This window comes from Candidatus Saccharimonadales bacterium (genome assembly GCA_035457485.1).
Taxonomy (GTDB): domain Bacteria; phylum Patescibacteriota; class Saccharimonadia; order Saccharimonadales; family EFPC-124; genus DATIBO01.
The window spans coordinates 425,984-451,150 of record DATIBO010000006.1 but is presented as its reverse complement, the minus strand read 5'-3'; the positions used below and the strand labels follow the sequence as shown (position 1 = coordinate 451,150).

Here is a 25,167-nt window from a genome sequence, read left to right as displayed (position 1 = left end):
TTATAGCTTATCACTCATTGCCCTTAGACGCGCAATTCGTTCACCGACCGGCGGATGCGTGCTAAAAAATTTAGCAAACATACCTGGCTTTAACGGATTAGCAAAAAAGAAATGCGCTGTAGATGAATTTTGACTCTTTAAAACCGACCCGTGATCGTGAATTTTTTGCAGAGCATCCGCCAAGGCGTCAGGGTAGCGAGTCGTAAGTGCTGCCGTGCTATCGGCCAAAAACTCTCGTCTGCGCGAAACTGCGAGCTGAACCATAAAGGCTACAAACGGTGCGATTACTGCAGCCGCCAGGCCGACAATTAACACAATTGGATGAACATTTCGATCGCGGTCGCCGAACCAAGTAAACCTAATTAACATATCGGCGATAAAACCTATTGCCGCAACCAATGCAAAGACGATCATCATTACTCTAATATCATAATTTTGAACATGACCTAGCTCGTGTGCCATTACAGCCTCAAGCTCTGACTTGTTCATGACCGCAAGCAACCCGCTAGTTACCGCGACCGAAGCGTTTTTAGGATCACGTCCCGTCGCAAAAGCATTAAGCCCAGGATCATCAATAATATAGACCTTGGGCATGGGCATTCCAGTAGAAATACTTAAGTTCTCTACTACCCTAAAAAGTCGTGGATCGTCTGATTTTTTAATCTGCCTCGCGCCGGTCATGGCAAGCGCTAAGCTAGAGCCCGCGAAATACTGGATTGCACTATAAATCACAGCCCCAACTAAACACATGTAAAAAATACTTAAATCACCATAAAGATAACTAAAGATAACGCCCAAAACTGCAATTATAAAAATAAAAAGCAGCATTATAAAAATAGTTTTTCGCTTGTTAGCGGCAATTGCAGAATACATTTTTAACTACAGTTTAACTTCGACAGGCTTTTCCACGTCGGCCATGTTTTCTACTTCAAAAAAGTCGCGCTTTTTAAAACCAAATGCGTTGGCAATCATATTGCTAGGAAAAGTGTCGGTTTTAGTGTTTAGCTCGCGTACTGCACCATTATAAAAGCGTCGCGACGCCATGATTTTGTCTTCGGTGTCAGTTAGCTCATCCTGAAGCTTTTGAAAGTTTTCGGTAGCGCGAAGTTGTGGATAGTTTTCCGCGACTGCAAACAAACTTTTTAAAGTCTGCTCAAATTGATTTTCAGCTTTGGCCGTCTCTTTTACGCCATTAGCACCCAGTACGTCTGCGCGCGCTTTTGTTACGTTTTCAAAAACTTCTTTTTCGTGCTTTGCGTAACCTTTTACAGCATTAACAAGGTTTGGAATTAAATCCATTCGCCTCTTAAGTTGAACTGTAATATCGCTCCAGGCTTCCTCGGTGCGAATCTTAAGCTTAACTAAACCGTTGTATATTGCAATCACAACGATCACTAAAATAACCGCAACTATAATCAAAATCCAAGTCAAAGTCATAAAAAAGTCCTTATTTACAGTAGTATTGTAGCACTAAAAGGCAGCACTTTATAGTTATTTGACCAAAGTCGCTTTTACCCGTTTAGAGGCAGTGAAATACGGAATCCAAATGGCTGCTGTAATCAAACTTCTTACAACGTCACTGCCTGAGCTCTCGATTAGACCTAGATCAAGATTGTTCTGAGAGAAAATCAACGCTACCCAAATATAATCAGCTAGAACGAATATAAATGCGCCCGAAATAAGTGCGATCGCACCAATTTTAGCAACAGACTTTCGCATAATTATTAAAGTTATAACGGCAGCAGCGCTGGCGATTAGAATTATATTTTGAATAACTTCAAACCAAAGTGCCGGAATCATCGCATTAACAAATTCTGGCATTTCACTTTGAATACTTTTAATGTCAGCAAAAGCACCAGAGTATTCGGTTAAAGAAAGGAGATTAACGATAATCCCAATCCCCATCGCCACAATAAATAATGCTAGCCAGCCTTTTACGCCGTTTAAATTTTTAGTTGATTCTTTAGATTTTTCCGACATTTTAGCCTTAATAAGTTCATGGTGGGCGAGGAGGGACTTGAACCCTCAAGGCTTATTCAGCCAACGGATTTTAAGTCCGTCGCGTATACCAATTCCGCCACTCGCCCTTAGCCGCATATTATACCTCCTCGAGGAAAAATTTAAAAGTTGTAATTTTATAAAAATATGTTAGAATTTATATTTGCGTGCGTCCCGCTAAAGTCGCGGGACCTCAATTACGAAACGAGGACACCAAGTGTCTCCGATCAGCAACCGGCTCAAGGCGCTGGTGGTCGCCTTCGCGGCCATCCTCAGCATGGGGGTCGCCGCCTGTGGCGTGCAGCCGACCAACGACACCACCCGCACCTTCCTCTGGTCGACCGACGTCGACCAGAACGGTGTGGACGAGGTTCATGCGTACTGCGCGCACGTTCCCGGCTCGAACGCCTGCGAGGGCTCTGAGTGGGACGGTGAGCCGATCGGCAAGAGCGAGTGGATCCAGGTCGACCTGACCAAGAAGTTCGACGCGTCCAACAAGACGGACAAGACGAACTTCGGGCTCGGGTACCTGCTGAACCAGTTCACGGGCGGCCGGCTCAAGACGAGCTCGGCCGAGGAGGCGATGTTCGAGGACTACTTCGCGACCTACTACCCCGACAAGGATCTGTCGGAAGCGAAGAAGCTCTTCCGCAATGAGTGGCTGACGTTCAGCAACAGCCTGCTCAAGTCGCCGCTCACGCTGCCGTCGGTCTCGACCAGCAGCACGCAGGCCCCAACCGCCAGCCGGAGCCGAAACTGAAAAACGTCCCGCCACTATACGAAACCCGTATAGTGGCGGGACGCCAACGCGAAACCGCAATTAAAATTATCACCTGGAGGCACGTACCGGAGTCGCACCGGTGTACAGGGTTTTGCAGACCCTTGCCTAACTCCTCGGCCAACGTGCCATGCAATACAATTATACAGATCATTACCCGATCTGAACAGATTATTCTTTAGTGATCTCCACCGGCTCAGCCAAACCCCAGAACTGCTCAAAAACCGCCCTCATAGTTTGAGAATAACTATCACTGATTATTTCAACACCAATCTGCACACCTTCACGCCAGTGATAAGTATTAACAACGTTATTGTAAATTACAATCTGATTACTCAACGATACCGTCTCTTTAGGAATTGCCCTACACTCGTACCTCTTTAAATACTCGTCGTTGGCAGTGAAAGATCTAATACTACTCTTAGAATCATAATTTACAATCTCACGAATCTTGTATCCAGCCTCAACTGTCATTTGGCGATGCAACTCCGACCATCGGTGGTCATTAATTAACACTTCTACTTCGGCGTAGCCAAAACATAGAATTTCATTTTTTGCCTTTAGTTCGTGCCAGGCCATTTGCCTAAACCCGGATTCGCCTTCATAAGCCTTGACCGAAAACAATCCTGAATCATTTTTTTGAACCGACAATAACTCTGGGATAAGTTCATTCAGCAACTCTCGTCGCTCTTTTAGCTTCTGCTCTTGCGCGGTCAGTTCAATTTCAAAATTGTTAGGATCGCTAGCCTTAACAAAAGAGCCTGTGTCATCCATAAACTTAACCGCTAGACCACGTTTCTCTAAAAGTTCTACAACGTGATAAACACGACTTCTTGTAATTCCTGTTCTTCGGCTCAACTTTAAATGAGTTGATGGGCCGCTCAAAAGTTCGATGTAAATAACAGCTTCGGCACTGGACAAACCGTACTGCTTCATCATTCTAACTATTTTGTCGTTGTTGTCAGACATCAGAGACAGTTTAACATGGCCTTGCGTTCTATCTATAGTCTATGTATCCCATGTATATTATCGAAGGCAAGGCACATATTCCAAAAGACACAAAATCAAATCCGCTTTTTATTGTTCCGGATGAGGTTATCAAAATCACCGCAAAAAAACTCGGCTTAAATCACGGTGGCTTGCGCGGAATCGATCCGGCCTGCGGCGTTGGGACTATACCGCGCGTTATTACTCAGATCGGTGGGTCATGCGACGGAATAGAGATAGACTCGCATCAATACAATATCGCAGTTCGTGAAGCCAAAAACAGCAACGTAATTTTAGGTGACTTTACTAAAGCCGAATCCGACAAGTACAACTACATCTACACTAGCCTTCCTTTTACTTGGTTTAAAAACGAATATCCATTGACTAAAATTGCGACGGCCCTTAAAAGCATGTTGACAAGCGACGGCAAACTGATCATAGACAGTACCGATATTGCCAACCGCAATGCAGAAAGCTGGCCCCTAGCCAACGTTCAAGCTGAATATTTTAAAAAACACGGTTTTAAACTCGACCAAACGCTAACTTTTACAACAACAAAGCGACAAGATATGACCGACAATATATTTTTAGAGCTTGTGTTTTCATTAAAATGAAAGGTAGAAACTTTGCAATTTTAGGGTCGGGGGTTATTGGACTTACAACCGGCGTACTGTTGCTCGAAAAATTTCCGAAAGCAGACGTAACAATTTATGCCAGTGATTTTACCAACTTAGTCAGTCATGTTGCAGGAGCACAATTTTATCCAATTTGGCTTGGCGACGGTATTGACCACAGCTTTGAAAAAACTCTAAAAAAATGGTTCTTGTATTCACACAAAAGATTTAGCGAAATATCCAACCCGGCTCATGACATTACAAAAATTCAAAACTATGAACTGGCGAGAAGCGGCTTTGTGCCATCATACTTTTTTGACGTATTACCTAACCTTAAAATCACTAAGCGTGCGAACTTACCACTTGGCTATACCCATATGCTCAGTTTCGAAACCATAATGATTAATCCTCTTGCTTACTTGCCGCGACTCGGCAAAAAATTTGTAGCCATGGGTGGCAAACTAAGACAAAAAACATTCGTAAACAAGCGACAGATCTTAAACTTACCCCAAAGTACGGTTTTTAACTGCCTCGGCTGTGGTGCGTCAATCTTTAGCGATGAATCTTTAATGCCTGTAAAAGGTGTGATTCTCCGCCTAAAGCCAACCCAGGGTTTAAATCACGTACTATCATTTGACGATCACATAATTGCGCCGCGCAAAAATGAGACCTACATCGGCGCCTCTTACATAAAGGACAACTTTGATTTAACGATAACTTCCGCCGAGAAAGAATACGTTTTTAACGGAATAGCACAGGCACTAGAGCATGCCGGCCATCCGTTTAGTTTAACAACGGGCACCTTAAAAAAACAAAATATTATTGGAGCTATGTCGGGTTTTAGACCAATACGATCTGGCGGACCGCGAGTTGAATGTGAGCAAATTGACGACAAAAAAATAATCCACAACTACGGCCACGGTGGCAATGGCGTGATTCTTTCGTGGGGCAGTTCACAACAAGCCATTGAGCTAGCCGATGCAAAGTAAAAAATTACAAATTTGTGAACTGCACAGCGTATTTTTTATTTACAAGATAAAGATTATATGTTATAATTTCGCTCCAGTACATCAGTGGACGGCCGGTCGAGTGATCGGCCAATAGTCCCAAGCCTTTAAGGAGGACTGGTGAACGTAGCACCGAAGTGGCCTGCGCTCGGGCTGGCAGTAGCTGCGGTCGTCGTTCTGGCGACCGGCTGCACGCCCAACGTCACGCCGAGCACCGCCAAGCCTACGGCTTCGGCCAGTGTCAACGGCGGCGGAAGTGGGGGCGAGGTTCCGCCCAGTGACATGAAGCTGGGTGGCAACAACGTCTCGGCCGTCGAGGTACTCGAGGTCGCCAAGACCTACCTGGACCTCAAGTTCGAGATCAGGTTTATGAACCTCAACGACACGCAGACCTGCGTGAACGGCACGGTCGTGACCACGATCACCGGTGACATGCCATTCCTCGGTGAGTGCATCACCGAGAATGACAAGACGCTCTACCTGGTGACCACTCGAACCGAACTGGATACCATCAAACTGCCCGGCAGTGTGATCTGGTTCCAGCTGGTCCTGCAAGCCGGGATGATCAAGTGGGAGTTCGCCCCTGCGGCGAACTGTGCCGCGGCCTGGATCACGGTCAAGGAAGCTGCGAAGCTGGCTGAGCTGACCGACGATCTCAAGCGGTACCAAAAGCTGACGCCCGAGTCGATCAAGGCGATCAACCGAGGTGCAGCCATGGCCGCTCACACCACCCGCCCGGTCGGCGACTGCGCGAAACCACAGTAAGTGCGTGCCCGGGACAAGCGATTCGTCGCAGGTCCCGGGCACATCCCCCAAAATTATCTAACAGTTACGTTTTGCAGATCAGCATTAACGCCTTTTAGCAAAGCGTAGGTCACTTTATCCATTGTTGCACCACTAAAGTTTATCTGTTTGACCTTGGTGTGCTTAAAAGAAACATCCTGCAAAATAGCTCTATTGAATGTGGCATTCCTAAGGCCAGCCGAAACAAATTTCGTGCCGTTAAACTTGAGTCCGTCAAAAGGCATGTTTTCTAGGTCAGTCGTTTTAAATTCGGTACCATCTAAAATCGCGTCCTTAAATGACGAGCCTTTTAAATTGCAACTGACAATTTTCGCATTCGTTAAGTTAGCTCCGCTAAAGTCGGTGTCCTGTAAATCGGCAGTATTAAAAGTTGCCCCGCTCAAGTTTGCGCCAATAAAACTTGCACCTTTTAATGCAGCGGCTTTGAATTTGGAATTCCGCAAATCCGCTTTATCAAACTTAGTCTTCATTAACGCGCTGGCGCTAAAATCCGTGCTTGGCAAGCTAGTTTCGGATAGGTCGGTTTCGATTAGAGATGTTGCGTGGAATCTTTGATCGCCGTCACCAAATGCGCTCTTAACAACGTCTACGATCGTCTCGCGAATCGTTTTGCCATCTTTTTCGTGCTCAATTTGCTCCATGATTTCAGCAACGTCACCAAGTGATTCAACCGTTAAATTGTAGGCAACTTCATCGGTCCTACCTTGTGCCTTATAGTCCTTATAACGTTCATTCAAGTTGGCAAGAAGCTCCTGTTCGACGTCTTTGCGCGCCGGAAAATCGCCGTAGGGCTTAAAAGCTTCATTTAAAAAATTCTTTAGTTTGTCTTCCATATAATCTCCTTAAAGCAACTTTTCTAAAATTTCTTTAGAAAAATCCCAGTTTTGTTTATTAGTTTGATAAAGATCGCGGCCTCGATTTGTAATCCGATAATATTTGCGTCGCCCACCTTGTGTTTCGTCACCCCAATAAGAGATTATCTGCCCATCGTTTTCGAGTCGTTTTAAGCTGGAGTACATGGTTGCCTCTTTAAGTTCATAAAGATGATCACTGAGATCGCTGACCAACTTTGTAATCTCGTAGCCGTATTTATCGCCCTGCAAAAGCAGCTTTAGGATAATCGTATCCGTATGGCCGCGAAGCAAGTCCGAAGAAAGTGTTTTATGTATCATGAGATACAGTGTATATCGTTTTACTATGACTGTCAAGGTAATATAATACCACTTGACCTTCTGCAACGATCCCCAGATTGCTGGGCACTTTCGACCGAGTTTAAACGGCTCCTCCATAACCACCGTCGACTACAACAACCGAACCGGTCATAAAGCTGGCATCTTCACTTGCTAAAAATGCAACAACGCTGGCTATTTCGTTGGGATCACCAAACCTTCCCATTGCAATTTTTTCTGACTCTTTTTTTACATAATCCTCGGGCAAATCAGCATTTATATCAGTATCGAACCAGCCCGGCGCAACACAGTTAATTCTAATGTCTGGCGCTAAATCACGGGCCATAGCTTTAGTGAACATTATGACTCCTGCCTTACTAACGTCATAGTCAATCGAATCGGGGTGATATGTGTCGATACCGTTGGTCGACGCGACATTCACAATACTGCCGCCTCGACTGATGTGTGACATGAAATATTTTGTACAATAGTAAACCCCGTTCAGATTAACATCCATTGTACGACGCCACTGATCTGTACTTTTTTGGTCAAATGGCACATCAAAAACTATCCCAGCGTTATTCACCAAAATATCAACAGAACCAACTTGCTCGACAACCTTAGCCGCCATTGCTTTAACACTGTGCTCGTTGCCTACATCTGCCTGAATCAATATAACCTTGCCGCCCAAGGATTTAATTTCATGCGCGACAGCTTCGGCAGCCTCTTTTTGTTCAGTGTAATTGATAACGATATCGGCACCCTCTTGGGCGAACCTTTTGGCTGTTGCAGCACCTAAACCGCGGCTTCCACCAGTGATTAACACTTTTTTATTCTCAAATCGCTTCATTAAAACTCCTTATTCCTGATGCTAGCGTAACCCTCTATTGAGATCTAGGTTTCGTAGTAGTTGGGCATTGCTCGCTACGATAATAGTAGACAGTGACATCAAGACAGCTCCAAGCGCTGGTGATAGTACAAAACCTAGTGTTGCCGCAACGCCCGCAGCCAATGGAATAGCGATTACGTTGTAGCCGGCCGCCCACAATAGGTTCTGAAGCATTTTACGATAAGTAGATTTGGACAATATAAGTATTTTGGCTACGCCACGCGGATCGCTAGATGCCAAAACAATACCCGCAGACTCGATTGCAACATCGGTACCGGCGCCAATTGCGATGCCTATATCTGCCCTGGTCAATGCTGGAGCATCATTCACCCCGTCGCCAACCATTGCCACTAGACTGCCGTCTGCCTGTAGGCGTTTAACCGTTTCAACCTTACTATCTGGCAGAACCTCGGCAAAGTATTCAGTAATACCTAGTTCACTGGCGACCCACGACGCCACACCTTTGGAATCACCAGTTAGCATGGCTACTCGCTTGCCCATACGTTGCAAAGCAGCTACAGCCTCTCGCGATTCGTCGCGGATTACGTCAGCGAGCATTACAACTCCGAGTACGCGCTTATTCTGAATTACGTAAACTACGGTTTTGCCTTGCTGAGATGCTTCTCTTGCAGCTTGGCCTAAAGTATCTGGCAAAACTACGTTTAGTTCTTTTATTAAGCGCGGGCCGCCAACATATGTAGCTTTGCCGTTAACGTTAGCTTTCGCACCGCGGCCTGGCAGAGCCGAAAAGTCGGTTGCTTGGTGGATAGGTATTTTGCGCTCCTTGGCCGAGGCAACAATAGCGCGTGCGATGGAGTGCTCCGAGTCAGCTTCGACTACCGCCGCTAGCATCAACAGTTCCGTCTCTTTTTCGATAGTAACAACATCGACTACACCTTGTTCACCCTTTGTTAATGTTCCTGTTTTATCAAACAAAATCACATCTACATTGCGAGCAGCTTCAAGAGCCTCACGCTGACGAACGAGCAGACCATTGCGCGCTGCCAAGGTAGTCGATATAGCCGTGACTAATGGCACCGCCAAACCCAAGGCGTGCGGACAGGCGATCACAAGAACAGTTACGATACGCTCCAAAATAAACTCGGCAGATTGCCCAGCAATCGTCCACGCCACTCCAGTAACAAGAGCCGCTGCAATGGCAGCAAACGTCAGATAAAATGCCGCTCGGTCGGCTAATATTTGAGTGTGCGACTTACTAGCCTGTGCATCAGCTACTAGCTTCATAATGCCTGCGAGCACTGTGCTATCGCCGACCTTAGTGACTCGCACCGTCAGCGAACCACTGCCGTTGGTCGTACCGCCAATCACTTGTTCTTTAACTGTTTTTTTAACAGGTTTAGATTCGCCAGTTAACATTGCCTCGTTTACATCGGACTCACCCTTGACCACTACACCATCAACCGGAATCTGCGACCCAGGCCGCACCAGTAGCACATCGCCAACGCTTAGTTCACTAATAGGAACTTTTTTGGACTTACCGTCAATAATCAGTTCGGCCTCATCCGGAAGCAATTTAGCGAGCTCTTTAAGTGCCCCTTGCGCACCCATTACCGAAGCCATCTCCAACCAGTGGCCGAGTAGCATGATAGTTACCAGCGTAGCCAATTCCCACCAAAAATCTACCCCCGACACAAGCCCAAGTGTTGATGCTAAACTATAGCCAAAAGCCACGGTGATTGCCATGGAAATAAGCGTCATCATACCAGGTCGCCGAGCAGCCAACTCTACCTTAGCGCCTTTCAGAAATATAAGTCCGCCGTAAAAAAAGATAATCGCGCCGAAGATTGCTGGAATGTAGCCACTACCCCAAAAAGTCCAGCTATAACCAAACCAACTTTGCACCGACGTAGAAAACACTACGGTAGGAATCGTCAAGATCAAACTCAGCAAAAACTTTTGCTTAAACATATTCGGGGAATGACCGGCGTGTTTGTCGACCACATCATGCTTATTAACAACGGTCTTTTTTGCGGGAACCAAATTCATTCCGCACTCAGGACATAAACCTGGATTCTTTTGCTGAATTTCTGGGTGCATTGGGCAAGTGTAAGTCATATCATGCTCCAGTTTTGAAGTAGCGAATTTTGTGGTCATACTTCCAATATATACTTTTGCCTAAAAGCAACCAAGCGTTGTTGGTTCCGCAATACTCCCGAGCTAACCCTCAACCATCACTTCAAAACCTCCGTAAGCCATTTTTGTCATATCGTTAGGCATTTCAAAATCCGCCTGGTCTTTGTAAGTTTCGCCCATTTCGTCCATGACTTTTTTGTTTACTTCGTCACGGTGCTCTTTGGATTTAAAAACAATAAAAGAAAACCAAACATTTTCATCATCATTTGCACCCGCCATCTCTTTAAAAGCTCGAGATTTCTGACCATTCATTTCTTGCTGTTTAAGATCTTCACCTCTGCACTCAAAATACTGAAGCGCCCCATGCTTCATCCAGGAATCACGGCCCATTTTAGCCATTTCTTCATATTCAGCTTGCTTGCCCTTAGGAATTACAAGAACGAACCCATCAACATATTTAGCCATGTATACTCCTATTTTTAAGTTATGCCCACTTCAATTTTAGCACTTAAGTTAAATGAAAAGGACGCCGAAGCGTCCGAATGATCTTTTGGAGTAGAGCTACAGAATTTGCTAACTTACCTGGATACCTATCATAAAAAAGCGCTCATAATATCCCTACTAAGTCTTGTTAATAAATATATAAAAACCTACAATGCTAAACATGGATTATAAACAACAAAGTATCAAGGCTGTTTGGTCGTTGATTTGATGTACCTATTTGATATTGAGCCAACTCGCGAGAAAGAACAGAGCATTCTTAGTGAAGGACTTTTCCGCCTCCGTGAAAATTATACATTTGGATGCCTTTTAGCTTTCCTTGACCGTTATAAAGACAAATCGGCAACAATCTACGTAGATAATAACTTCTACCTTGGGAAATTAAAGAAATGGGTTAACAATCCACGCATTAATATGCTCCACAAAAAGAATGACGATAAACTCCTCAACTCTTTAACCGCACCTTTTATTGTTTATGTTGATAACAACATTACCGATGGCTGGACGCACCTTCCTCATTTTATGATGGTTACAAAAGCTACTGAAAAATTTTATGAGGTCTTCGACCCTTGGGACGGTAAGATTATCAAGATATCCAAGGATAAGCTATTAAGCGGTATCGACCAGCTGCGCGACCACGTTAAGATTTGTCCGTTTGTAATTACTGCGAACTAACTAAATCGTCGTCGATAGAGTTATAATTCATACTTTCTATTAAAGAATCGACTTTATGCGTAATCTCTTGATATATCTCTTCTTCATATAATTTATGGCTGTCGACATTAGTGCGATGACCCTCACCAATATCAATAATATCCCAGTTAAAAAAGTTGTCCGGCAGTTGGACGATTTTTGTCGCTTCATCAACAACCCTTTGATTCATCAAAACAATAATGTCATGGCAGCTATCTATACGTTCTTGGGTTAATTGTTCTGCGTTCGATTTTGCGTATGGTTTAATTCCATGTCCGCCTAGGACGGATAGCGTATTGGCAAAATACTCCCGTTCCTGAGGATCGCTCCAATTAACGTTTGTACCACTAGATATAACTTCGACCCCATCAACACCTAAAGACCTCAAATACGTCTCGGCTATAAGGCTCCTTAGGACATTGCCTCGACATATAAAATGAATGTTCATTAGACTGATTGTAACATAACAAAAAGACGGTTATATCCGTCTATGTTGGTTCATTTATGGTGCAGCAAGTGGAAAAAAGTTTTCACTTTATCAGAGAAGAATACAACCGATGGAGGACGATCTTAGAAGTACCCTACCAGAAGTTTTTACTAATCAAGTGAGTGGTGGTATTCACACTTACGGATAATGCTTATGCTATGATACTTAGTGAAGCTACTCCTAGTGCTTAAAAAGGTCAGTGCTTAGTCGGATCAACTAAGCGAAAAGTCTGGCCTTTTTTTGGTGTTGGCGGCAGGGGTTCACCCCGCGTAACCGTCACCTCTTTCCCAGTCGGGTTGCCGACACGGTTGATCCGCTCGTACTGTCCCGATTTGAGAGCTGTTTGTCCAGGTCTAAACGCTGGCTTTGCCATATGTTTGTTTCCTGATTAAACTGGCCGACATACCAGCTAACTGCTATTTGCAGTCTGCCTGGCCTGTGTTCACAATCTTCGGTATGTCAAAGTCCTAGCGGAGTAGCTCCATGCACATTATACTCTAGCATTAGCACTTCAAGCTAGAGAGTGCCAATATTACAACGAGCGACCAAAAAGGTCTTTGGCCGATAACCCAGACCCTACGTAACGCTTGAATACCAACGCTTCCATTCGTCATCGGCAATGCCAGTTACATATTGCATAGTTACGGCCGTATATTCCCAGATGTTCGCCAGAAGCTCAGTAATACCGTACTGACCGCCCTCAAGATTAACCAGAACCCGTGCCTTAACATGGTAATTGCCCTTAACTGACTGAATTTTTCCCGCCGTCAACTGCCGCATGAGTAATGCCCCGTCTTCAAATTTAGGGTTAATCACTTCGACTTGGGGCGGCAAGCTGATACCTGCGTCCTCTAGGGTTACAAACTCAAGAGCAAACTCGTGATTCATCTCAGAGGTGCTTATCAATGGCTCAACTTGTAAGGCGTGCTTATCGACGTTGCTTAACCGCTGTAACCATACCAAGCCGTCCTCTTCCAGATTTCCGCCCTTGCTGAGTCTTTGAAATGGCTGCCATTGTTCAATACGATCACGGTACTCAACTGGCAAATGCTCTATTGAGACTTTAGCGCTCTTCCATTCTTTAGCCGATGACGCAATCGGAAACTTGATTAGCTTCTCGTTTTTAGCCGCACCAGAGCTAGGTAGTGGCGTAAGCACAGAGAACACGAGATTATCCAATGCACTTCTGAGTTGATTGGTGGCATCACTTAAAATAAGGCTCCAATCATCAAAGGGTGGTGGCTTGGCAACGTCCAATCGTAACGCCCAACCTTTTCTGTCCGAATTTATTATGGGCGTAGTGCTTAAACTTGCTTTAGACCACGCCTGAATACTATTGGCCAAACTGCTTCCTTGTGTGTTGGCATGTTTTAGCCTTGCTAATTGCTTATCTATATCAAAAATATGCAGCACGTCGGACATGCCTATATTTTACAGGTATAGGCTACTCTGTTGAACCCTGTTTCGGCTCATTGATTACTTCAGTAGACTGGCTAACATTCGTGGAGTTAATGGATAGATTGGAATTAGTCAGGTTGTAGGTTGGTCTTTGCTGCATCCTGAACTCTAGCTCCTGTTTTGCTCTATTGTGTATAGACTGCGGAACATACGAGTTCGCAATGCTTGTACGCATAATATCCCGCAGCTCGTCATCCGTCTTCTTGGTTAAGTCGTCCATGCTAACGCACCAATGTCCCCGTTACTAATGCGATTGCCACGTCAACGGTTTTATCTGCAATGTAGCCAAATATCCGTTTCATGGCTGAGGCGTCTTTTTGCTTCACGGCTGCGTCGAACTCTTTAATCTTTTCCTGTATATCAGGCGGCATGTTGCTTGCTGAAATCGTCTGCGTAACATTTGATGAATTGTGGGCAATGTTCGAGCCGTTGATGTTGCTATAAATAGTTGGTACGGGGTGGCTGTTTTGTTGCATGTGGCTTTTGCCTAACTCCGTGATCTGGTAAGCGGTATATTCAAGAGCGTGTCTGTGTATCTGCTCGAACTTATCATTAACGGTACGTATAAGTTTTTGGGCCAATAACTTGTCGATAATTGGTTGGAGGGACTCGTTGGTTTCGCCCAGCTCCGCCGCTATGTCGTCATGTTTCCTGAAGTGGCCGGTTGCATCCGTTCCGAGGTTTGGCTCACTAATCATGCGAAGTACGGTATTTTCGGTAATGTCTAGCTGCGTTTCCATAGCTACATTTTACTACCTAATCGCCGTTATCGTACTTCTTCAAATCTTCGCTTAGACTGACGTGCATACGTTCGCCCGGCACGAAAAAATGCCCGGACGTTGTGTAGTATACGGCTGGCAAATTATTTCGGCGCTCCACCTTGTCATCACGCCATACATCTTCGTCTAACGCAACGCTAACTACATCGAGCAGTACAAGGTCATGGTCGCCAGCGGGTGTTATGCTTTTGAGCTTGCACTCCATGTTAATCCAGCATTGGTCAAGTGAGGGCGGAGTAACCAGCTTAGACGCAAAGGTGGAAATGTTTTCAATTACATCAAGCTCCGATATGTCACGGGGAGTTTTGACCCCACCATCATACGCAACTTGGATATACTCCGGGCGCGGAAAACCAACCACGCAATCGCTACCGTCCTGAATGTTCTTGTGTGTGTCGCACTTGGGCGAGATAGCGATCATTACGCGGGGTGGGCGGTACGAAACAATCATAGTTTGCTCAAAGGTTGCTACATTCACATTACCGGCTGGGCCGATTGTCGTAACCATACCGGGTGCGTGGCCCGGCGAGAGGTAGACTATTTTGTTTTCGTGTAGGTCTTCGGGGCTAAGGTACTTACGCGCTGGCATGTTTACTTATTTTCAATCTTCTTAACCCAAGCCTCGTACAGCCCTAGTGCCTCATCAAGCAAGCCGCTGTCTTGTGTGGCCGTAATCGGTGTGTTGAACTGCTTAATGCGGCCTTGCATGGGTAGATCGTCCTCATAAGCATAGAGTGTGTTGGTCTTTTCCTTAGGGATAACAAAATGCACTTCGGTAATACCAGCCCAATACATTTTCGCCGAACACATCAGGCAAGATTCCATAGAGCCATACATAACTGCACCAGTAAGCGGGTAGCCTTCGGCCCTAATAGCTTTATCTATAACCATGCACTCGCCGTGATAATGCGGCAAAGACGGGTCGCTTTCGTACACATTACCAGCTTCAGTAACAAGTATCGCACCAGCCGGAAACTCACCGGCCTCAAATGATTTACGGGATAGATTTACAGCTTGCCTTAGGTAGTCATTCATAGGTGTTAATTTACCCGCGTTGGATACTCACCCCCAGCCGCAGTAACTATAGCCTCGACCCATTGCTGAGCGTTCTTACTCATGCTCTCGTTCGTACACCAGCCGAGTGCTGGACCGTTCCACACGTTACCAGCATAATGCCCGAAAGCGTTCTTCTCGTCCTCGAACGCATAGCCACCAATCTTACCATCAGCAGCTAGTTGCAAAACAAGTTCGGTGCTGTAGATAGGGTGAGTGATGTCTATCAACAATGCCGTTGGCTTCATGCATCTAACCGCCTCATCGCTCAGCAAGCCTTCTGTCTCATCATTGTGAGCTACGGCCGATACAATAACATCCGAGCTACGCATTAGCTCATCAAGCTCCACCTTATCAAAACGCTCGTCTTCACTGTTTCTCGACCAATACTGCACGTTCATGCCGAGACCCTTTAGATTCTCGGCTACCGCCGTACCGATGCGCCCAAGACCAATCACACCTGCCTTTTTACCACGCAATTCAAAGCCACGATGTTTTTCGTAGTCAAGCTTCCAGCCATCTTTCACTACGACTGGTAAGCGTCGAGCCAAAGCAAGCGTGAGCATCACGACCCACTCAGCGACGGCAATACTAGAAAAGCCCCGCAAATTGACGACAGGTATACCTTTCTTCGCGGCATACTGTATGTCCAACCAGCTAAAGGATGTGGTCTGTAATACGATCGCCTTTAGACTGGGTATTTTATCTATAACCTCGTTCGGAAACTTCCAATCGCTAAAATCTGGGTCAACAGCTACAATACGCGGTTCGTCACCATCATATAACTCTGTAAGTTGATCAAAGGGCTTTATCTCACCAAAGACGGTTACACCACCAACAGCATTAAGGGCGTTACGGTGCTCTTCGGTAAACATTCTTTCGGCGTTGGGGCTGATAATAAATATTTTCATGCTCTAATAATACCTTACCTGTTAGCTTGGTGAATAGCTCTGTCAATCAAACCTTGCTCCCGAAAGCTGAAATACCCTGTCTTTGTAACGATCAGATGCTCAACCAGCGGTATGCCAAGCAATACACCCGCTGCCGCCAACTGCTGGGTTGTCTGAATGTCCTGGCTAGATGGCTCACAGATACCACTACAATGGTTATGAGCAATAATAATCGACGCTGCTCTATCTGTCAGTGGCCCTGCGAATACTTCTCTTGGATGGGCTAAGTTCATATCCAATAGCCCAATAGTGACAATACGGCGCAGAATCAGATTGCCAGCTCCATCCAGACTAAGGCTTACGAGCCATTCTTGATTTTTGTCCCTGAAGAATTCCAAACAAGCTAGGATGTCCTTGGCTGAACGTAATGGCTTTGAGACGGTTGGCTGCTCACAGAAGACACATTTGCCTCCGTTGCTCCCTCCGTAGGAGTGACCGTTGGTGCGACCACTCCCCATTGCGCTAGGCTCCTAAGCCCGTATATTTGTCAGTCAAACCAACCATTGTAACCTTGGGACGATACTTTACCCATCTTTTGTCCTAAAACATCTCCAGCCGATTCTGGAGAGCCTCCAGGGGGGTATAAATAACCGTTCATCTTTTGCTTCTTGGACTTTATGTGCGACATTACGGATTTTTTCTGGCCAGATTTTCGGGATTGCGACGTCATTCGGCGAAACAGCAACGATAGGCGGCGTGAAGTAAACACATTTTTTAGAGGCGAACTGCATTAAACCAATATTAAACCCCTCGTCCGTTCAACGAGGTAAGTATAGTATTGGATTTTTTAATGCTTACTTCTATGAACACGAGTGGCGATTTAGCTATCTCGAAAAAAGAAGCCCAAAATGTCTCAGGGCAAATACAAAAAAATCAAAACGAAACAACAGACACCCCACAATTAACTCCTTTACAGCAGAGGAAAAGAGACGCTATGGAACTAGCAGAACTTATTTATAAAATATATAATGAGAATTGTCCAATACCAGCAAATAAAACGGGTATCGAGGGGAACGAAAATGACTAAAAAAGTATTCGCAATAGCGAACTGTCGTGTATCCAGCATAGAGCAACTGTTAAATAATAGCTTACCTAGACAGGAGAGCTCAGTATATGCAGCAGCCAAAGAGCTAGGGGTAGAAATTATCAAAGTATGGTCGGGGAGCGTTAGTAGTAAAAAAGGCTCAAATGTTGACCGTAAAGACCTAGAAGAAATGCTCAACCTATGCAAGAAAGATAAACGTATAAAGTTTGTAATCATTGACGAACTTGACCGTTTTATGCGTTCAATACTTGAAATCGGATATTTTTTAGTTCTTTTCAAGCAACAAGGCGTAGAGGTTGTTTTTGCTTCACAGCCAAATCTTAAGACGGATACTGCTGCTAATACATTGCTTTTAATGCTGGAAGCATATAAAGCAGAAGGCAGTAACGAAGAACGTATACACAAGTCAATATCAGGCCAAACAACCGCTCTGAAAGATGGCCGTTATCCATTCCACCCGAAGGCTGGTTACATGCGTGGCACTAACAAGGGTGTACCAGATGTCCACCCTGTCAGAGGTATTGCATTACGTGAGGTGTTTGTTCGTATGGCGGAGCACGTTGTAACGCCGACAGAGGGGCTCATCGAATTGAACAAAAGCGACTATACATTAGAGCGTTCACCATTGAAGATGGATAAGTTTCGTAAGATAGCAACTGATCCCTTCTACGCTGGAATTGTTGAGATTAACAAACAGGTTAAGGTTCGCAATGAGAATGGTGAGCACGAGCCACTGATTACGTTTGAGCAACACGAGGAATTGCTAAGAATATTCGATGCGAAAAAGAAGACTCAGACGGGTCCACGCAAAAATGGCAATCCGAAATTTCCTCTTAATCGCATAACTTTGCACGACACCTGCCTGGAATTAAAAAACAAAGGCAAGTTCGTTGGATACGACCATGGCAATGGCAAAAATCCTAACTTAATCTATGAGAAGTACCGTTGTCGTTCGTGTGGATTTTACCTTACTCGTGCCGAGTTGCATCCAAAAGTTGCTCAGCTCTTTAAGGACAACCCCATAAATGAAGATGGGGCCAAAGATTTTATAGAAGCACTTGATGTTGTCTGGAAAAAGAAAGAAGCCCAAGCTAGACAGGACAGCGTTCGTATCGGCCAGAAAATAAAGGCACTGAGTGATGATATAGACAATCGTGCTATAGCAGCCATAGACCCGTCAAACATCAAAATCAAGCCTGAGATACTTGCGAACATAGAGAAAATGAAAACGCAGGTTGAAGAATTAAAAGAAGAATTACATTCCCTAGAGCAAAAGATGGACACAGATAAAGATAAGTTCCTTAAGTTTGCCTTTAACTTCGCCAGTAATATGGGTGACAACTTCATGACCATAACAGAGGAGAACCGTGAAAAGTGTAAACAAATCATATTTCCCGCTGGTTTTTACATGGACGCCGATAAAAATGTTTACACCCCCAAAATAAGCCCCCTCATCACCTTAGCGACAACAAAAAAAGACACCGAAGTGTCTAAAAATGTCCAAATGGTGCGGGTGACGAGACTCTAACTCGTGGCCTCTGCCTTGGCAAGGCAGCGCTCTAACAACTGAGCTACACCCGCGTAACAATTTAATATTTTACCCAAGTTTGGCACTTTTTACAAGGGTGCTAAGTGGCAACTAAATTCGCTGAATAAATTTGTCCAAAATACATATATTTTGAAACTTTTTGCCAAAATCTACGTACAACTAATGTACAATTAACTTAAATCAAGGAATTCTATGCAAAAACAAAACGTGTCTGGCTTTGGGGTAATCGAGATTATTATCGGTATTATAGTCGTTGCGGCGATTATAATGGGAGGAATTTATATTTACAACAGCAATAAACAATCGCCTAGCACGAACCCCCAAGCAGATACTCCGACTCAACAAACGCAAAGTTCGCAAGATCCAAACGAAGGCTACATCGTTGTGAGTGAATGGGGTGTGCGGCTTAAGCCAACTGCAGCCACGGCCGATACACTATACACAGTAAGCGACAACAAACTTTACTTGACTACTGCGGTCTACCTAGAAAAAACTAACGGAGATTGTAAAGCTGACGGCAGCACTGGTCAATTAGTTCGCGGAGTTGCCGGTTACGATTACAATTGGTTTGGATCTAAAATCGAAGAAAACTCGTCTGCAATAAAAATCGGCGACTATTACTACCTCTGGCAACCAACGGACGCACCGTGCACAGAGCCGACTCAAGCCAACATCGAGATCATGAACCAGTACGGGCCAGCCTTAGAAGAGTTAGCTCGATCGGTTGAATCAGTTCCAGCTCAGTAACAACAATCGATAATAAATCCAGCTAGCGACTGGATTTATTATTATCTAATTTTAGCGTTTGAACACGGTTGACTTTAACAGTTTCGCCTTCTTGGTTCGTCAGGGAATTGACGAAGGGATAAATTATCTAAAAAGTTCGTCATGGCTTTTAATTATCACACCCTCAAAATCCGGATGGTTGCCGTTTCGATCATATAAAACTCCAGCTATTTGGCTCTCACCGATTTTTGGCAAGTGCTTAATGCGATCTTCGACAAGAATTCCCAGCCCTTCAACATCGGCCAGATATTCTGGTTTTAGTTTATTAACAACCTCAATCGGGTAGATATCTAAGCCGTTCAAGGCGGCTTTTAGGCGCTGCGTAAAATCGTCACCATAAGTTAGGATTGTCGGAGTGATCCCGATAATTGCTAGGCGCGCCAGCAGTCTCCGTGCATCTGGAAAAAGCGGATTTGGTTGACTTTCGCGAGCCCGTAGCGCCATCGCCATAATATCTTGAGGTGATAGATTGTAAGGAATCTCGACGCCATAAGATGGGTCCGGGTTCGGGCCTAGATGCTCTACGATATCATACGGCGGAACAATCAAAGTTCCCCCACTTTTTGCCGCCTCACGACTGGCTTTGCGCTGATGTTCACGCTCAGCCTCTAGCCTCTCTGATGCACCAATAACTTCGTACAATCTGCTAAACGCGTTCGAAGGCGCCAAAGTGTCATCTTGATCAAGAAAAACTTTAAAATCTTTACCTACGCTATTAAGATTTGGGATCTCCGCCATTTTTTCCTCATAAAAAAGCTCCAGTCTCCTGGAACTTTTATCATAATAATTTCGTGGTGGCTCCTCCCAGACTCGAACTGGGGACACAAGGCTCTTCAGGCCTCTGCTCTACCAACTGAGCTAAAGAGCCACGACTGATGTATTATAACTAAATTCTAGTCTTTTATCAATTGCTTGCTGTTGCTAAAATCCATGTATGGCAACACAAAAATATTTAGCACTTTTACGCGGCATCAATGTTGGCGGGAAAAACATTATAAAAATGGCCGAGCTTAAGTTTTGCTTTGAGCACCACGGCTACGAGAACGTTTCGACTTACATTCAAAGCGGCAATGTAATCTTTGAAGCGCCCAACCAAAGTGCCGACGATTTATCTAAAAAACTAGAAGAAATGCTGTCAACCAACTTTAATTACAACGCCAGCGTTGTGGTCAGATCAGCCGACCAACTTAAAAAAATTGTAGCGAGCGCTCCAAAAAGTTTCGGTACCGATCCAGCCAACTTTAGATACTATGTTTTATTTTTAAAAGGGCCACTAACAACTCAACAAGCCATGAAAGAAATCCCAATCAGACAAGATGTGGACGAAGCATGGCCAGGCGCTGAGGGGGTAGTTTTTCACAGTCGCGTCGAAGCCCGAGCAACGCAAAGCTACCTGGGACGGTTAATAGGTATGCCGATTTACCAAAATATTACAATCCGCAACTGGAACACCACCAAAAAACTCGAAGCCTTATTGGAAAAATAGCGACTATTGTTTTTTAATAAAACTGCTAACCACGCTGCCGAGGTCTGTTGGCAGCACGATCAAAGTCTTTTGCGATGGCTCGCTCGCAATCTTCTCTAGGGTCTGCAGAGTTCGCAAACTTATTCCACCCGGGATTTTGCTGAGCATTTCGGCAGCCTCCGAGACTTCTTGAGCAGCAGACTTTTCAGCGGCCGCGGTAATTATCACAGCACGACGCTCACGTTCAGCTTCGGCTTGCTTTGCCATTGCGCGTTTCATATCTTGAGGTAATTCGATGTTTTGGATCTTAACATTCTCAACGTCGATCCCCCATTTGTTTGTTTCGGAATCTACAATTGCTTTAATTTCTTGGCTGATTTCTTCGCGTTTACTCAAGAGTGCATCTAATTCAACGTTACCGACTACGTCGCGCAGAGCAGCTTGGGCAAACTGCGAAGTTGCATAAATATAGTTGTTAATTTCAAGCACAGCTTTGGCTGCATCTAGAACTTTAAAATAAACCACAGCGTCAACGTTGATGGTTACGTTATCTTTGGTGATTACTTCTTGGCGAGGCACATCAACCGGCAACGAACGCACATCAACGCGGATCATTCGCTGAAAAACTGGAATAACCAACCGTAAGCCAGGTGAACGAATTCCTGTAAACTTACCCAGAGTTAAAACCACGCCGCGTTCGTATTGATTGACAACTTTAATGCCACTAAGTAAAACCGCGCCCAAAACCACTAACCAAAAAACCACAAATGTATCCATACTACTCCTTGATGCGCTAAGTATAGCATCTTGTGCACCACTGCAGCATATTGAATTAATTTAATAATTATTGTATAGTATCTTGGCATCCAAAATTGCTTTGGGTTTGCACCTTCCAGAGTGATTTTGACAAAACACACCACAGGAGGGCATCGTGCCATCAACGCCTGTTGTCAACGGCGGCTGGTTTGGACTGATCATATCGATCATGCTCGTCATCCTCAGCCTCCGCGCCATCCGCGAAGCCGCGTCCGCGTGGCTGAGCCTTGCGCTCGCAATCATCGGAATCGGCGGCAGCGCTGCCGTAATTTCGAGCGTCAGCAGACCCGTCAACTGGGCCGCGACAATCGCGTGCACACTAGTAGCCACAGTCATTACCTGGTGGCTACTCTACCTACGCTCAGCCGAAGACTTCAACGCAAGGACTGGGTCGGTGATGCTGCTATGTATCATAGGTCCGACCACCACGGCGGCTCAGGGCGCCTACCAACTTCGCCTGTCATCAGGTGTACTGGTTGGCATGTTCGAGCTTGCGTGCTTCGCGGCGGCCTTCGTCACCGGCGTCCTGATTCTACACGAACTCAGGGTGCGGAGCAGGTAGACTCTGCAGGCAGGCGCGGTGAGCGCCTGCCTGCATTTGCAAATCACTCTGGTAAAAAAACTCAATAATCGCAACCATAGAAAAAAGTCACCATTTTACCGGTGACTTTTTTCTATGGTGGGTTGTGAGGGATTCGAACCCCCGACCCTCTCGGTGTAAACGAGATGCTCTAGCCAGCTGAGCTAACAACCCTTAAGAACTTATGTAGTATAACACTTTATTGGCTATAAAAAAAGCCCCTTATAGCAAAACACTCCGCCGACCCTTGGGCCAGCGGAATGCTTGCTCACGAAGGGTCAGCGGAGTTTAGATCAGCGGCGGCCGTTGTTGGCGCGCGTGGCCGCGTCGAGCTGGGTGTTGAGGCGGTCGAGGAACTCGGACCAGCTCTCCTGGCGCCACTCACCGTAGAGCAGCGCGGGCATGGACTGCGCCGCGATCTGGCCGCTAGGGCCGAACCGCTCAAGGCGCAGGTCCCAGTAGATGTAGCAGCCCGGGCAGTCGTTGTAGTTGCAGAAGCGGTCGTGCAAGACGGTCTTGTAGGCCCGGGCACAGACCTCCTGGTCGCCGATCCACCAGCGCATGCTGATGTTCTTGCCCTGCTCCTCGGTCCAGGTGACCATGTAGCGTGCGCGCTGCTGGATCACCAGCATGTTCGCGACGACCTGCTCCCAGATCGAGACGTTGTTGGCGCGGGTACCGACGGTACCGATGAACGCGTCGGCGGCCGGAACAGGGAAGGTTCGCGGCGTGCGAGTCACGACAATACCCTTGCGGTGACGCGAGGTACTCATGTCACATCCTTCACGAAAGTGGCTGATTTAAATATTATAAAACCAAAAACAAAAAAAGTAAATAGTTTAGGTTTGTACGATGATGTAAAAGGTGTTATGGTATATTCGACGTCAAGCCCATGGAGGGAAAAATGGGAGAGCGCGCAATCGTCCGCCCCGGCACAGTTCAACTGCGCTACGGACAAGACGACGCCAGAGCAATTGCCGAGATCACCCACTCACTACGAGGCCGCAGCTTCAACGTGACGCTGTACAATGCAGAGGCAACACCCCGACGGCGGCGGATCGTCCGTCGGCTCGTCGAACGTGGAACCGTGGTCGTGACAAGCGGCAACAACGCTCAGTTCACAATCGACGTGAACAACATGATCGAGGCCACGCTCAGCCTGCTGGACATGGACCGATCGGTAAGCACGCCGGATCGAATCACGTTCAGCTACTTCCAGCGTGCCGCGAACCCGGAGGACACGACTTACAACGAGTTCGCGGGTGAGCCCGACAGGGACACGATTGACATCACCCCAACCGGCAGATTCCTGCCCGGCCTGGGCGACTCGTTCAAGATCACGCACGGATTCCTCAACTTCGGGGAATCCGGCCAGCAATATATCCCCGCCACCGTGACGCGCATGATGGCCACCGGCCTGTGTGTGAGCGTCGAGTGGGTGCGACGGCCGAACAAGCCCTCGCACATCAGGGTCGTTCTGACCGCGCAGGCCATGACCGACTACCCGTCCACCTTCATGATGCTCGCCGAGCAGTTCCCACTGCGAACCGGCGTTTACTGACGTCGCTGTCGTCGATCAGCCCCGCAGACCGCGTGGGCTGGTCGACGCAGAGACTTGAATTTATATAATTTCAGGGTGGCTGCTCGATAGTTGAGGAGTTCAGTCAATTCCTTAACGCCCAGTGCCACGCTGGTTACGTAATCCGGCAGGCTAAGTAGGCCGATCGCCGGGTAGCTATAACCCGGCACATCGATCTGCCCATTTCCATCTTGGTCGCCGATTTCTACGACCCTAGCAGTATCGCCGAATGAACTAGTCAATCCTGAGGTAAATCGTTCGTACTCGCCTGAACGGTTAAGAGTTCCGTTGGTTCCTCGCAGGAAAACCACCAGGAAGCCTCCGTTCATGCAGCCGGGAACCTCGGCGGCACTGGTTGGCGGTACTCCTATCCAGCTTGGTAGTACTAATCCTGCTAAAACTGATAGCAGAATCAAATAACGTAGGCGCGGCGCCAATCGATGCGTTGTCTTCACTTGCGTACCTCTTCCTTGAGTGATGAATTCCTAGTCTTGAACTAATGATCGATATGCATTATGTTAATGCATATGCAAACAACCGCTAATCGTTATATTCGTAGAACCTTGATCGTTTTGTTCCTCTCTTTGGGGCTTCTCGGGTTTGGCCTTGTTATGGCTGAGCAAGTGATTCAAAGTAAGTTTTCGGAAGTGCAACATGAAATGGGCCGACTGCAAGATGAAGTTCTAAAACCTGCAGGGGCGATATACACCGGACGAGAAGTAATCCAGGGTGTACATGTTGGGCAACCTCTGTTTTGTATAGATATAACTTGCCCTAGTTATGACCAGGAGTGGTACGTGCCACTTGAGCCAAAAGATGGAGCAGCCTTTCTGCTGAACACCCTTAATACGCTTGGCTATCGGATGGCTCCAGGCGACTCTCCGGAAGACGTTGAGCGTTGTACGGCCAGACGGCTAGGAATCTGTCCAGTCTTTGCCTTTCGTGATGGTTTAATGATGCGACTCGTCCTGGATTATCAAGACATGGCGCAAGATCCTTCTTATCCAGACATCGGCACAAAAGAGTGGGTTTCGCTGGGTGTCAATGTGGCACCGGCGCCAAATTAGCCAACGATTAGCGCTTGGC

General features: G+C 46.2%; 32 protein-coding genes and 5 tRNA genes. 12 read left to right on the top strand and 25 right to left on the bottom strand.

Going from position 1 to position 25,167, the window contains the following annotated elements; translation table 11 throughout:
* The 4 genes from VLA77_02615 to VLA77_02600 all read right to left on the bottom strand — a co-directional run bounded on the left by VLA77_02615 (position 1) and on the right by VLA77_02600 (position 2,087).
* Positions 1-873, bottom strand: coding sequence for a M48 family metallopeptidase (locus VLA77_02615; protein ID HSE29452.1), 873 nt, complete (start codon positions 871-873; stop codon positions 1-3).
* 6 nt (positions 874-879) lie between these two features.
* Entirely contained in the window at positions 880-1,437 is a 558-nt protein-coding gene (locus VLA77_02610) for a LemA family protein (protein HSE29451.1), read from the bottom strand.
* 54 nt (positions 1,438-1,491) lie between these two features.
* Positions 1,492-1,980, bottom strand: coding sequence for a DUF2569 family protein (locus VLA77_02605; protein HSE29450.1), 489 nt, complete (start codon positions 1,978-1,980; stop codon positions 1,492-1,494).
* A gap of 19 nt (positions 1,981-1,999) precedes the next feature.
* Positions 2,000-2,087, bottom strand: a tRNA-Leu gene (locus VLA77_02600).
* A 128-nt stretch (positions 2,088-2,215) separates the two neighbouring features.
* Here VLA77_02600 and VLA77_02595 point away from each other — a divergent pair.
* Positions 2,216-2,758 (top strand): hypothetical protein, encoded by a 543-nt coding sequence (locus VLA77_02595; GenBank protein ID HSE29449.1) that lies wholly within the window; start codon positions 2,216-2,218, stop codon positions 2,756-2,758.
* A 74-nt stretch (positions 2,759-2,832) separates the two neighbouring features.
* Here VLA77_02595 and VLA77_02590 read toward each other — a convergent pair.
* A tRNA-Cys gene (locus VLA77_02590) sits at positions 2,833-2,906 on the bottom strand.
* 41 nt (positions 2,907-2,947) lie between these two features.
* Complete coding sequence (locus VLA77_02585; protein HSE29448.1) at positions 2,948-3,745, bottom strand: helix-turn-helix domain-containing protein; 798 nt, start codon at positions 3,743-3,745, stop codon at positions 2,948-2,950.
* A 50-nt stretch (positions 3,746-3,795) separates the two neighbouring features.
* Between VLA77_02585 and VLA77_02580 the strand changes: the two genes are divergently transcribed.
* From VLA77_02580 to VLA77_02570, 3 genes are all read left to right on the top strand, one after another.
* Positions 3,796-4,377, top strand: a complete 582-nt coding sequence (locus VLA77_02580) for a hypothetical protein (protein ID HSE29447.1) — start codon at positions 3,796-3,798, stop codon at positions 4,375-4,377.
* Entirely contained in the window at positions 4,374-5,366 is a 993-nt protein-coding gene (locus VLA77_02575) for an FAD-dependent oxidoreductase (protein ID HSE29446.1), read from the top strand. The genes VLA77_02580 and VLA77_02575 overlap by 4 nt, the downstream gene beginning before the upstream one ends.
* 138 nt (positions 5,367-5,504) lie before the next feature.
* Positions 5,505-6,149 carry a hypothetical protein gene (locus tag VLA77_02570; GenBank protein HSE29445.1) on the top strand — a complete coding sequence of 215 codons (645 nt, stop codon included), beginning with the start codon at positions 5,505-5,507 and terminating at the stop codon, positions 6,147-6,149.
* 53 nt (positions 6,150-6,202) lie between these two features.
* Here VLA77_02570 and VLA77_02565 read toward each other — a convergent pair whose 3' ends face one another.
* From VLA77_02565 to VLA77_02545, 5 genes are all read right to left on the bottom strand, one after another.
* Entirely contained in the window at positions 6,203-7,021 is an 819-nt protein-coding gene (locus VLA77_02565) for a pentapeptide repeat-containing protein (protein ID HSE29444.1), read from the bottom strand.
* Positions 7,022-7,030: 9 nt separating this feature from the next.
* Positions 7,031-7,360, bottom strand: coding sequence for a PadR family transcriptional regulator (locus tag VLA77_02560; protein HSE29443.1), 330 nt, complete (start codon positions 7,358-7,360; stop codon positions 7,031-7,033).
* Between the two features lie 100 nt (positions 7,361-7,460).
* Positions 7,461-8,207 carry a 3-oxoacyl-ACP reductase family protein gene (locus tag VLA77_02555; GenBank protein ID HSE29442.1) on the bottom strand — a complete coding sequence of 249 codons (747 nt, stop codon included), beginning with the start codon at positions 8,205-8,207 and terminating at the stop codon, positions 7,461-7,463.
* Between the two features lie 21 nt (positions 8,208-8,228).
* The gene (locus VLA77_02550) at positions 8,229-10,361 is read right to left on the bottom strand and encodes a heavy metal translocating P-type ATPase (GenBank protein ID HSE29441.1); all 2,133 of its coding nucleotides are present in this window, start codon (positions 10,359-10,361) and stop codon (positions 8,229-8,231) included.
* Between the two features lie 63 nt (positions 10,362-10,424).
* On the bottom strand, positions 10,425-10,805 hold the full coding sequence (locus VLA77_02545) for a DUF1428 domain-containing protein (protein ID HSE29440.1): 381 nt from the start codon (positions 10,803-10,805) through the stop codon (positions 10,425-10,427).
* Positions 10,806-11,036: 231 nt separating this feature from the next.
* Here VLA77_02545 and VLA77_02540 point away from each other — a divergent pair, with 231 nt between their 5' ends.
* A complete protein-coding gene (locus VLA77_02540; protein ID HSE29439.1) occupies positions 11,037-11,516 on the top strand; it encodes a cysteine peptidase family C39 domain-containing protein in 480 nt (159 codons plus the stop codon).
* On the opposite strand, the gene VLA77_02535 is transcribed toward VLA77_02540, so the two are convergent.
* The 7 genes from VLA77_02535 to VLA77_02505 form a co-directional block, all read right to left on the bottom strand.
* On the bottom strand, positions 11,503-11,982 hold the full coding sequence (locus VLA77_02535; protein ID HSE29438.1) for a hypothetical protein: 480 nt from the start codon (positions 11,980-11,982) through the stop codon (positions 11,503-11,505). The two genes, VLA77_02540 and VLA77_02535, sit on opposite strands and share 14 nt — an antisense overlap.
* A gap of 615 nt (positions 11,983-12,597) precedes the next feature.
* A complete protein-coding gene (locus VLA77_02530; GenBank protein ID HSE29437.1) occupies positions 12,598-13,443 on the bottom strand; it encodes a hypothetical protein in 846 nt (281 codons plus the stop codon).
* Between the two features lie 257 nt (positions 13,444-13,700).
* The gene (locus tag VLA77_02525; protein ID HSE29436.1) at positions 13,701-14,219 is read right to left on the bottom strand and encodes a hypothetical protein; all 519 of its coding nucleotides are present in this window, start codon (positions 14,217-14,219) and stop codon (positions 13,701-13,703) included.
* A gap of 16 nt (positions 14,220-14,235) precedes the next feature.
* Positions 14,236-14,847 carry a flavin reductase family protein gene (locus tag VLA77_02520; protein ID HSE29435.1) on the bottom strand — a complete coding sequence of 204 codons (612 nt, stop codon included), beginning with the start codon at positions 14,845-14,847 and terminating at the stop codon, positions 14,236-14,238.
* Positions 14,848-14,849: 2 nt separating this feature from the next.
* Positions 14,850-15,293, bottom strand: a complete 444-nt coding sequence (locus VLA77_02515; protein ID HSE29434.1) for a deaminase — start codon at positions 15,291-15,293, stop codon at positions 14,850-14,852.
* Positions 15,294-15,298: 5 nt separating this feature from the next.
* Positions 15,299-16,222, bottom strand: coding sequence for an NAD(P)-dependent oxidoreductase (locus VLA77_02510; GenBank protein ID HSE29433.1), 924 nt, complete (start codon positions 16,220-16,222; stop codon positions 15,299-15,301).
* A 14-nt stretch (positions 16,223-16,236) separates the two neighbouring features.
* Positions 16,237-16,719: a JAB domain-containing protein gene (locus VLA77_02505; protein HSE29432.1), complete on the bottom strand. Its 483-nt coding sequence runs from the start codon at positions 16,717-16,719 to the stop codon at positions 16,237-16,239.
* Positions 16,720-17,063: 344 nt separating this feature from the next.
* Between VLA77_02505 and VLA77_02500 the strand changes: the two genes are divergently transcribed.
* Both VLA77_02500 and VLA77_02495 read left to right on the top strand, forming a co-directional pair.
* Entirely contained in the window at positions 17,064-17,288 is a 225-nt protein-coding gene (locus tag VLA77_02500) for a hypothetical protein (GenBank protein HSE29431.1), read from the top strand.
* Positions 17,281-18,834 (top strand): recombinase family protein, encoded by a 1,554-nt coding sequence (locus tag VLA77_02495; protein ID HSE29430.1) that lies wholly within the window; start codon positions 17,281-17,283, stop codon positions 18,832-18,834. Before VLA77_02500 ends, VLA77_02495 begins: the two co-directional genes overlap by 8 nt.
* On the opposite strand, the gene VLA77_02490 is transcribed toward VLA77_02495, so the two are convergent.
* Positions 18,812-18,887 (bottom strand) — tRNA-Gly (locus VLA77_02490). The two genes, VLA77_02495 and VLA77_02490, sit on opposite strands and share 23 nt — an antisense overlap.
* Before the next feature lie 160 nt (positions 18,888-19,047).
* On the opposite strand from VLA77_02490, the gene VLA77_02485 reads away from it, so the two are divergent.
* On the top strand, positions 19,048-19,602 hold the full coding sequence (locus VLA77_02485) for a hypothetical protein (GenBank protein HSE29429.1): 555 nt from the start codon (positions 19,048-19,050) through the stop codon (positions 19,600-19,602).
* A 123-nt stretch (positions 19,603-19,725) separates the two neighbouring features.
* On the opposite strand, the gene VLA77_02480 is transcribed toward VLA77_02485, so the two are convergent.
* Together VLA77_02480 and VLA77_02475 are read right to left on the bottom strand one after the other, a co-directional pair.
* Complete coding sequence (locus VLA77_02480) at positions 19,726-20,379, bottom strand: hypothetical protein (protein ID HSE29428.1); 654 nt, start codon at positions 20,377-20,379, stop codon at positions 19,726-19,728.
* Between the two features lie 54 nt (positions 20,380-20,433).
* Positions 20,434-20,509 (bottom strand) — tRNA-Phe (locus VLA77_02475).
* A 66-nt stretch (positions 20,510-20,575) separates the two neighbouring features.
* Here VLA77_02475 and VLA77_02470 point away from each other — a divergent pair.
* Positions 20,576-21,127 (top strand): DUF1697 domain-containing protein, encoded by a 552-nt coding sequence (locus VLA77_02470; protein ID HSE29427.1) that lies wholly within the window; start codon positions 20,576-20,578, stop codon positions 21,125-21,127.
* Between the two features lie 3 nt (positions 21,128-21,130).
* Here the strand turns inward: VLA77_02470 and VLA77_02465 are convergent, their stop codons facing one another.
* On the bottom strand, positions 21,131-21,883 hold the full coding sequence (locus tag VLA77_02465) for a slipin family protein (protein ID HSE29426.1): 753 nt from the start codon (positions 21,881-21,883) through the stop codon (positions 21,131-21,133).
* A 154-nt stretch (positions 21,884-22,037) separates the two neighbouring features.
* Between VLA77_02465 and VLA77_02460 the strand changes: the two genes are divergently transcribed.
* Positions 22,038-22,484: a hypothetical protein gene (locus VLA77_02460; protein HSE29425.1), complete on the top strand. Its 447-nt coding sequence runs from the start codon at positions 22,038-22,040 to the stop codon at positions 22,482-22,484.
* A gap of 115 nt (positions 22,485-22,599) precedes the next feature.
* Here the strand turns inward: VLA77_02460 and VLA77_02455 are convergent.
* Both VLA77_02455 and VLA77_02450 read right to left on the bottom strand, forming a co-directional pair.
* Positions 22,600-22,676 (bottom strand) — tRNA-Val (locus tag VLA77_02455).
* A gap of 119 nt (positions 22,677-22,795) precedes the next feature.
* Complete coding sequence (locus VLA77_02450; GenBank protein HSE29424.1) at positions 22,796-23,275, bottom strand: hypothetical protein; 480 nt, start codon at positions 23,273-23,275, stop codon at positions 22,796-22,798.
* A 119-nt stretch (positions 23,276-23,394) separates the two neighbouring features.
* Between VLA77_02450 and VLA77_02445 the strand changes: the two genes are divergently transcribed.
* Positions 23,395-24,063, top strand: coding sequence for a hypothetical protein (locus VLA77_02445; protein HSE29423.1), 669 nt, complete (start codon positions 23,395-23,397; stop codon positions 24,061-24,063).
* Here VLA77_02445 and VLA77_02440 read toward each other — a convergent pair.
* Positions 24,057-24,536 (bottom strand): hypothetical protein, encoded by a 480-nt coding sequence (locus VLA77_02440; GenBank protein ID HSE29422.1) that lies wholly within the window; start codon positions 24,534-24,536, stop codon positions 24,057-24,059. The genes VLA77_02445 and VLA77_02440 overlap by 7 nt on opposite strands.
* A gap of 72 nt (positions 24,537-24,608) precedes the next feature.
* Here VLA77_02440 and VLA77_02435 point away from each other — a divergent pair, with 72 nt between their 5' ends.
* Positions 24,609-25,148 (top strand): hypothetical protein, encoded by a 540-nt coding sequence (locus VLA77_02435; GenBank protein HSE29421.1) that lies wholly within the window; start codon positions 24,609-24,611, stop codon positions 25,146-25,148.
* Positions 25,149-25,167: the final 19 nt, after the last annotated feature.

Excerpts from the sequence above, each read along its gene's own strand:
- VLA77_02435 (HSE29421.1), top strand. The coding sequence starts at position 24,609 with ATGCAAACAACCGCTAATCGTTATATTCGTAGAACCTTGATCGTTTTG.
- VLA77_02510 (HSE29433.1), bottom strand. The coding sequence starts at position 16,222 with ATGAAAATATTTATTATCAGCCCCAACGCCGAAAGAATGTTTACCGAA.
- VLA77_02560 (HSE29443.1), bottom strand. The coding sequence starts at position 7,360 with ATGATACATAAAACACTTTCTTCGGACTTGCTTCGCGGCCATACGGAT.
- VLA77_02465 (HSE29426.1), bottom strand. The coding sequence starts at position 21,883 with ATGGATACATTTGTGGTTTTTTGGTTAGTGGTTTTGGGCGCGGTTTTA.
- VLA77_02585 (HSE29448.1), bottom strand. The coding sequence starts at position 3,745 with ATGTCTGACAACAACGACAAAATAGTTAGAATGATGAAGCAGTACGGT.
- VLA77_02575 (HSE29446.1), top strand. The coding sequence starts at position 4,374 with ATGAAAGGTAGAAACTTTGCAATTTTAGGGTCGGGGGTTATTGGACTT.
- VLA77_02480 (HSE29428.1), bottom strand. The coding sequence starts at position 20,379 with ATGGCGGAGATCCCAAATCTTAATAGCGTAGGTAAAGATTTTAAAGTT.
- VLA77_02450 (HSE29424.1), bottom strand. The coding sequence starts at position 23,275 with ATGAGTACCTCGCGTCACCGCAAGGGTATTGTCGTGACTCGCACGCCG.
- VLA77_02555 (HSE29442.1), bottom strand. The coding sequence starts at position 8,207 with ATGAAGCGATTTGAGAATAAAAAAGTGTTAATCACTGGTGGAAGCCGC.
- VLA77_02500 (HSE29431.1), top strand. The coding sequence starts at position 17,064 with ATGAACACGAGTGGCGATTTAGCTATCTCGAAAAAAGAAGCCCAAAAT.
- VLA77_02605 (HSE29450.1), bottom strand. The coding sequence starts at position 1,980 with ATGTCGGAAAAATCTAAAGAATCAACTAAAAATTTAAACGGCGTAAAA.
- VLA77_02520 (HSE29435.1), bottom strand. The coding sequence starts at position 14,847 with ATGCCAGCGCGTAAGTACCTTAGCCCCGAAGACCTACACGAAAACAAA.
- VLA77_02495 (HSE29430.1), top strand. The coding sequence starts at position 17,281 with ATGACTAAAAAAGTATTCGCAATAGCGAACTGTCGTGTATCCAGCATA.
- VLA77_02515 (HSE29434.1), bottom strand. The coding sequence starts at position 15,293 with ATGAATGACTACCTAAGGCAAGCTGTAAATCTATCCCGTAAATCATTT.
- VLA77_02615 (HSE29452.1), bottom strand. The coding sequence starts at position 873 with ATGTATTCTGCAATTGCCGCTAACAAGCGAAAAACTATTTTTATAATG.
- VLA77_02470 (HSE29427.1), top strand. The coding sequence starts at position 20,576 with ATGGCAACACAAAAATATTTAGCACTTTTACGCGGCATCAATGTTGGC.
- VLA77_02550 (HSE29441.1), bottom strand. The coding sequence starts at position 10,361 with ATGACCACAAAATTCGCTACTTCAAAACTGGAGCATGATATGACTTAC.
- VLA77_02610 (HSE29451.1), bottom strand. The coding sequence starts at position 1,437 with ATGACTTTGACTTGGATTTTGATTATAGTTGCGGTTATTTTAGTGATC.
- VLA77_02545 (HSE29440.1), bottom strand. The coding sequence starts at position 10,805 with ATGGCTAAATATGTTGATGGGTTCGTTCTTGTAATTCCTAAGGGCAAG.
- VLA77_02565 (HSE29444.1), bottom strand. The coding sequence starts at position 7,021 with ATGGAAGACAAACTAAAGAATTTTTTAAATGAAGCTTTTAAGCCCTAC.
- VLA77_02525 (HSE29436.1), bottom strand. The coding sequence starts at position 14,219 with ATGGAAACGCAGCTAGACATTACCGAAAATACCGTACTTCGCATGATT.
- VLA77_02485 (HSE29429.1), top strand. The coding sequence starts at position 19,048 with ATGCAAAAACAAAACGTGTCTGGCTTTGGGGTAATCGAGATTATTATC.
- VLA77_02530 (HSE29437.1), bottom strand. The coding sequence starts at position 13,443 with ATGTCCGACGTGCTGCATATTTTTGATATAGATAAGCAATTAGCAAGG.
- VLA77_02535 (HSE29438.1), bottom strand. The coding sequence starts at position 11,982 with ATGAACATTCATTTTATATGTCGAGGCAATGTCCTAAGGAGCCTTATA.
- VLA77_02580 (HSE29447.1), top strand. The coding sequence starts at position 3,796 with ATGTATATTATCGAAGGCAAGGCACATATTCCAAAAGACACAAAATCA.
- VLA77_02445 (HSE29423.1), top strand. The coding sequence starts at position 23,395 with ATGGAGGGAAAAATGGGAGAGCGCGCAATCGTCCGCCCCGGCACAGTT.
- VLA77_02505 (HSE29432.1), bottom strand. The coding sequence starts at position 16,719 with ATGGGGAGTGGTCGCACCAACGGTCACTCCTACGGAGGGAGCAACGGA.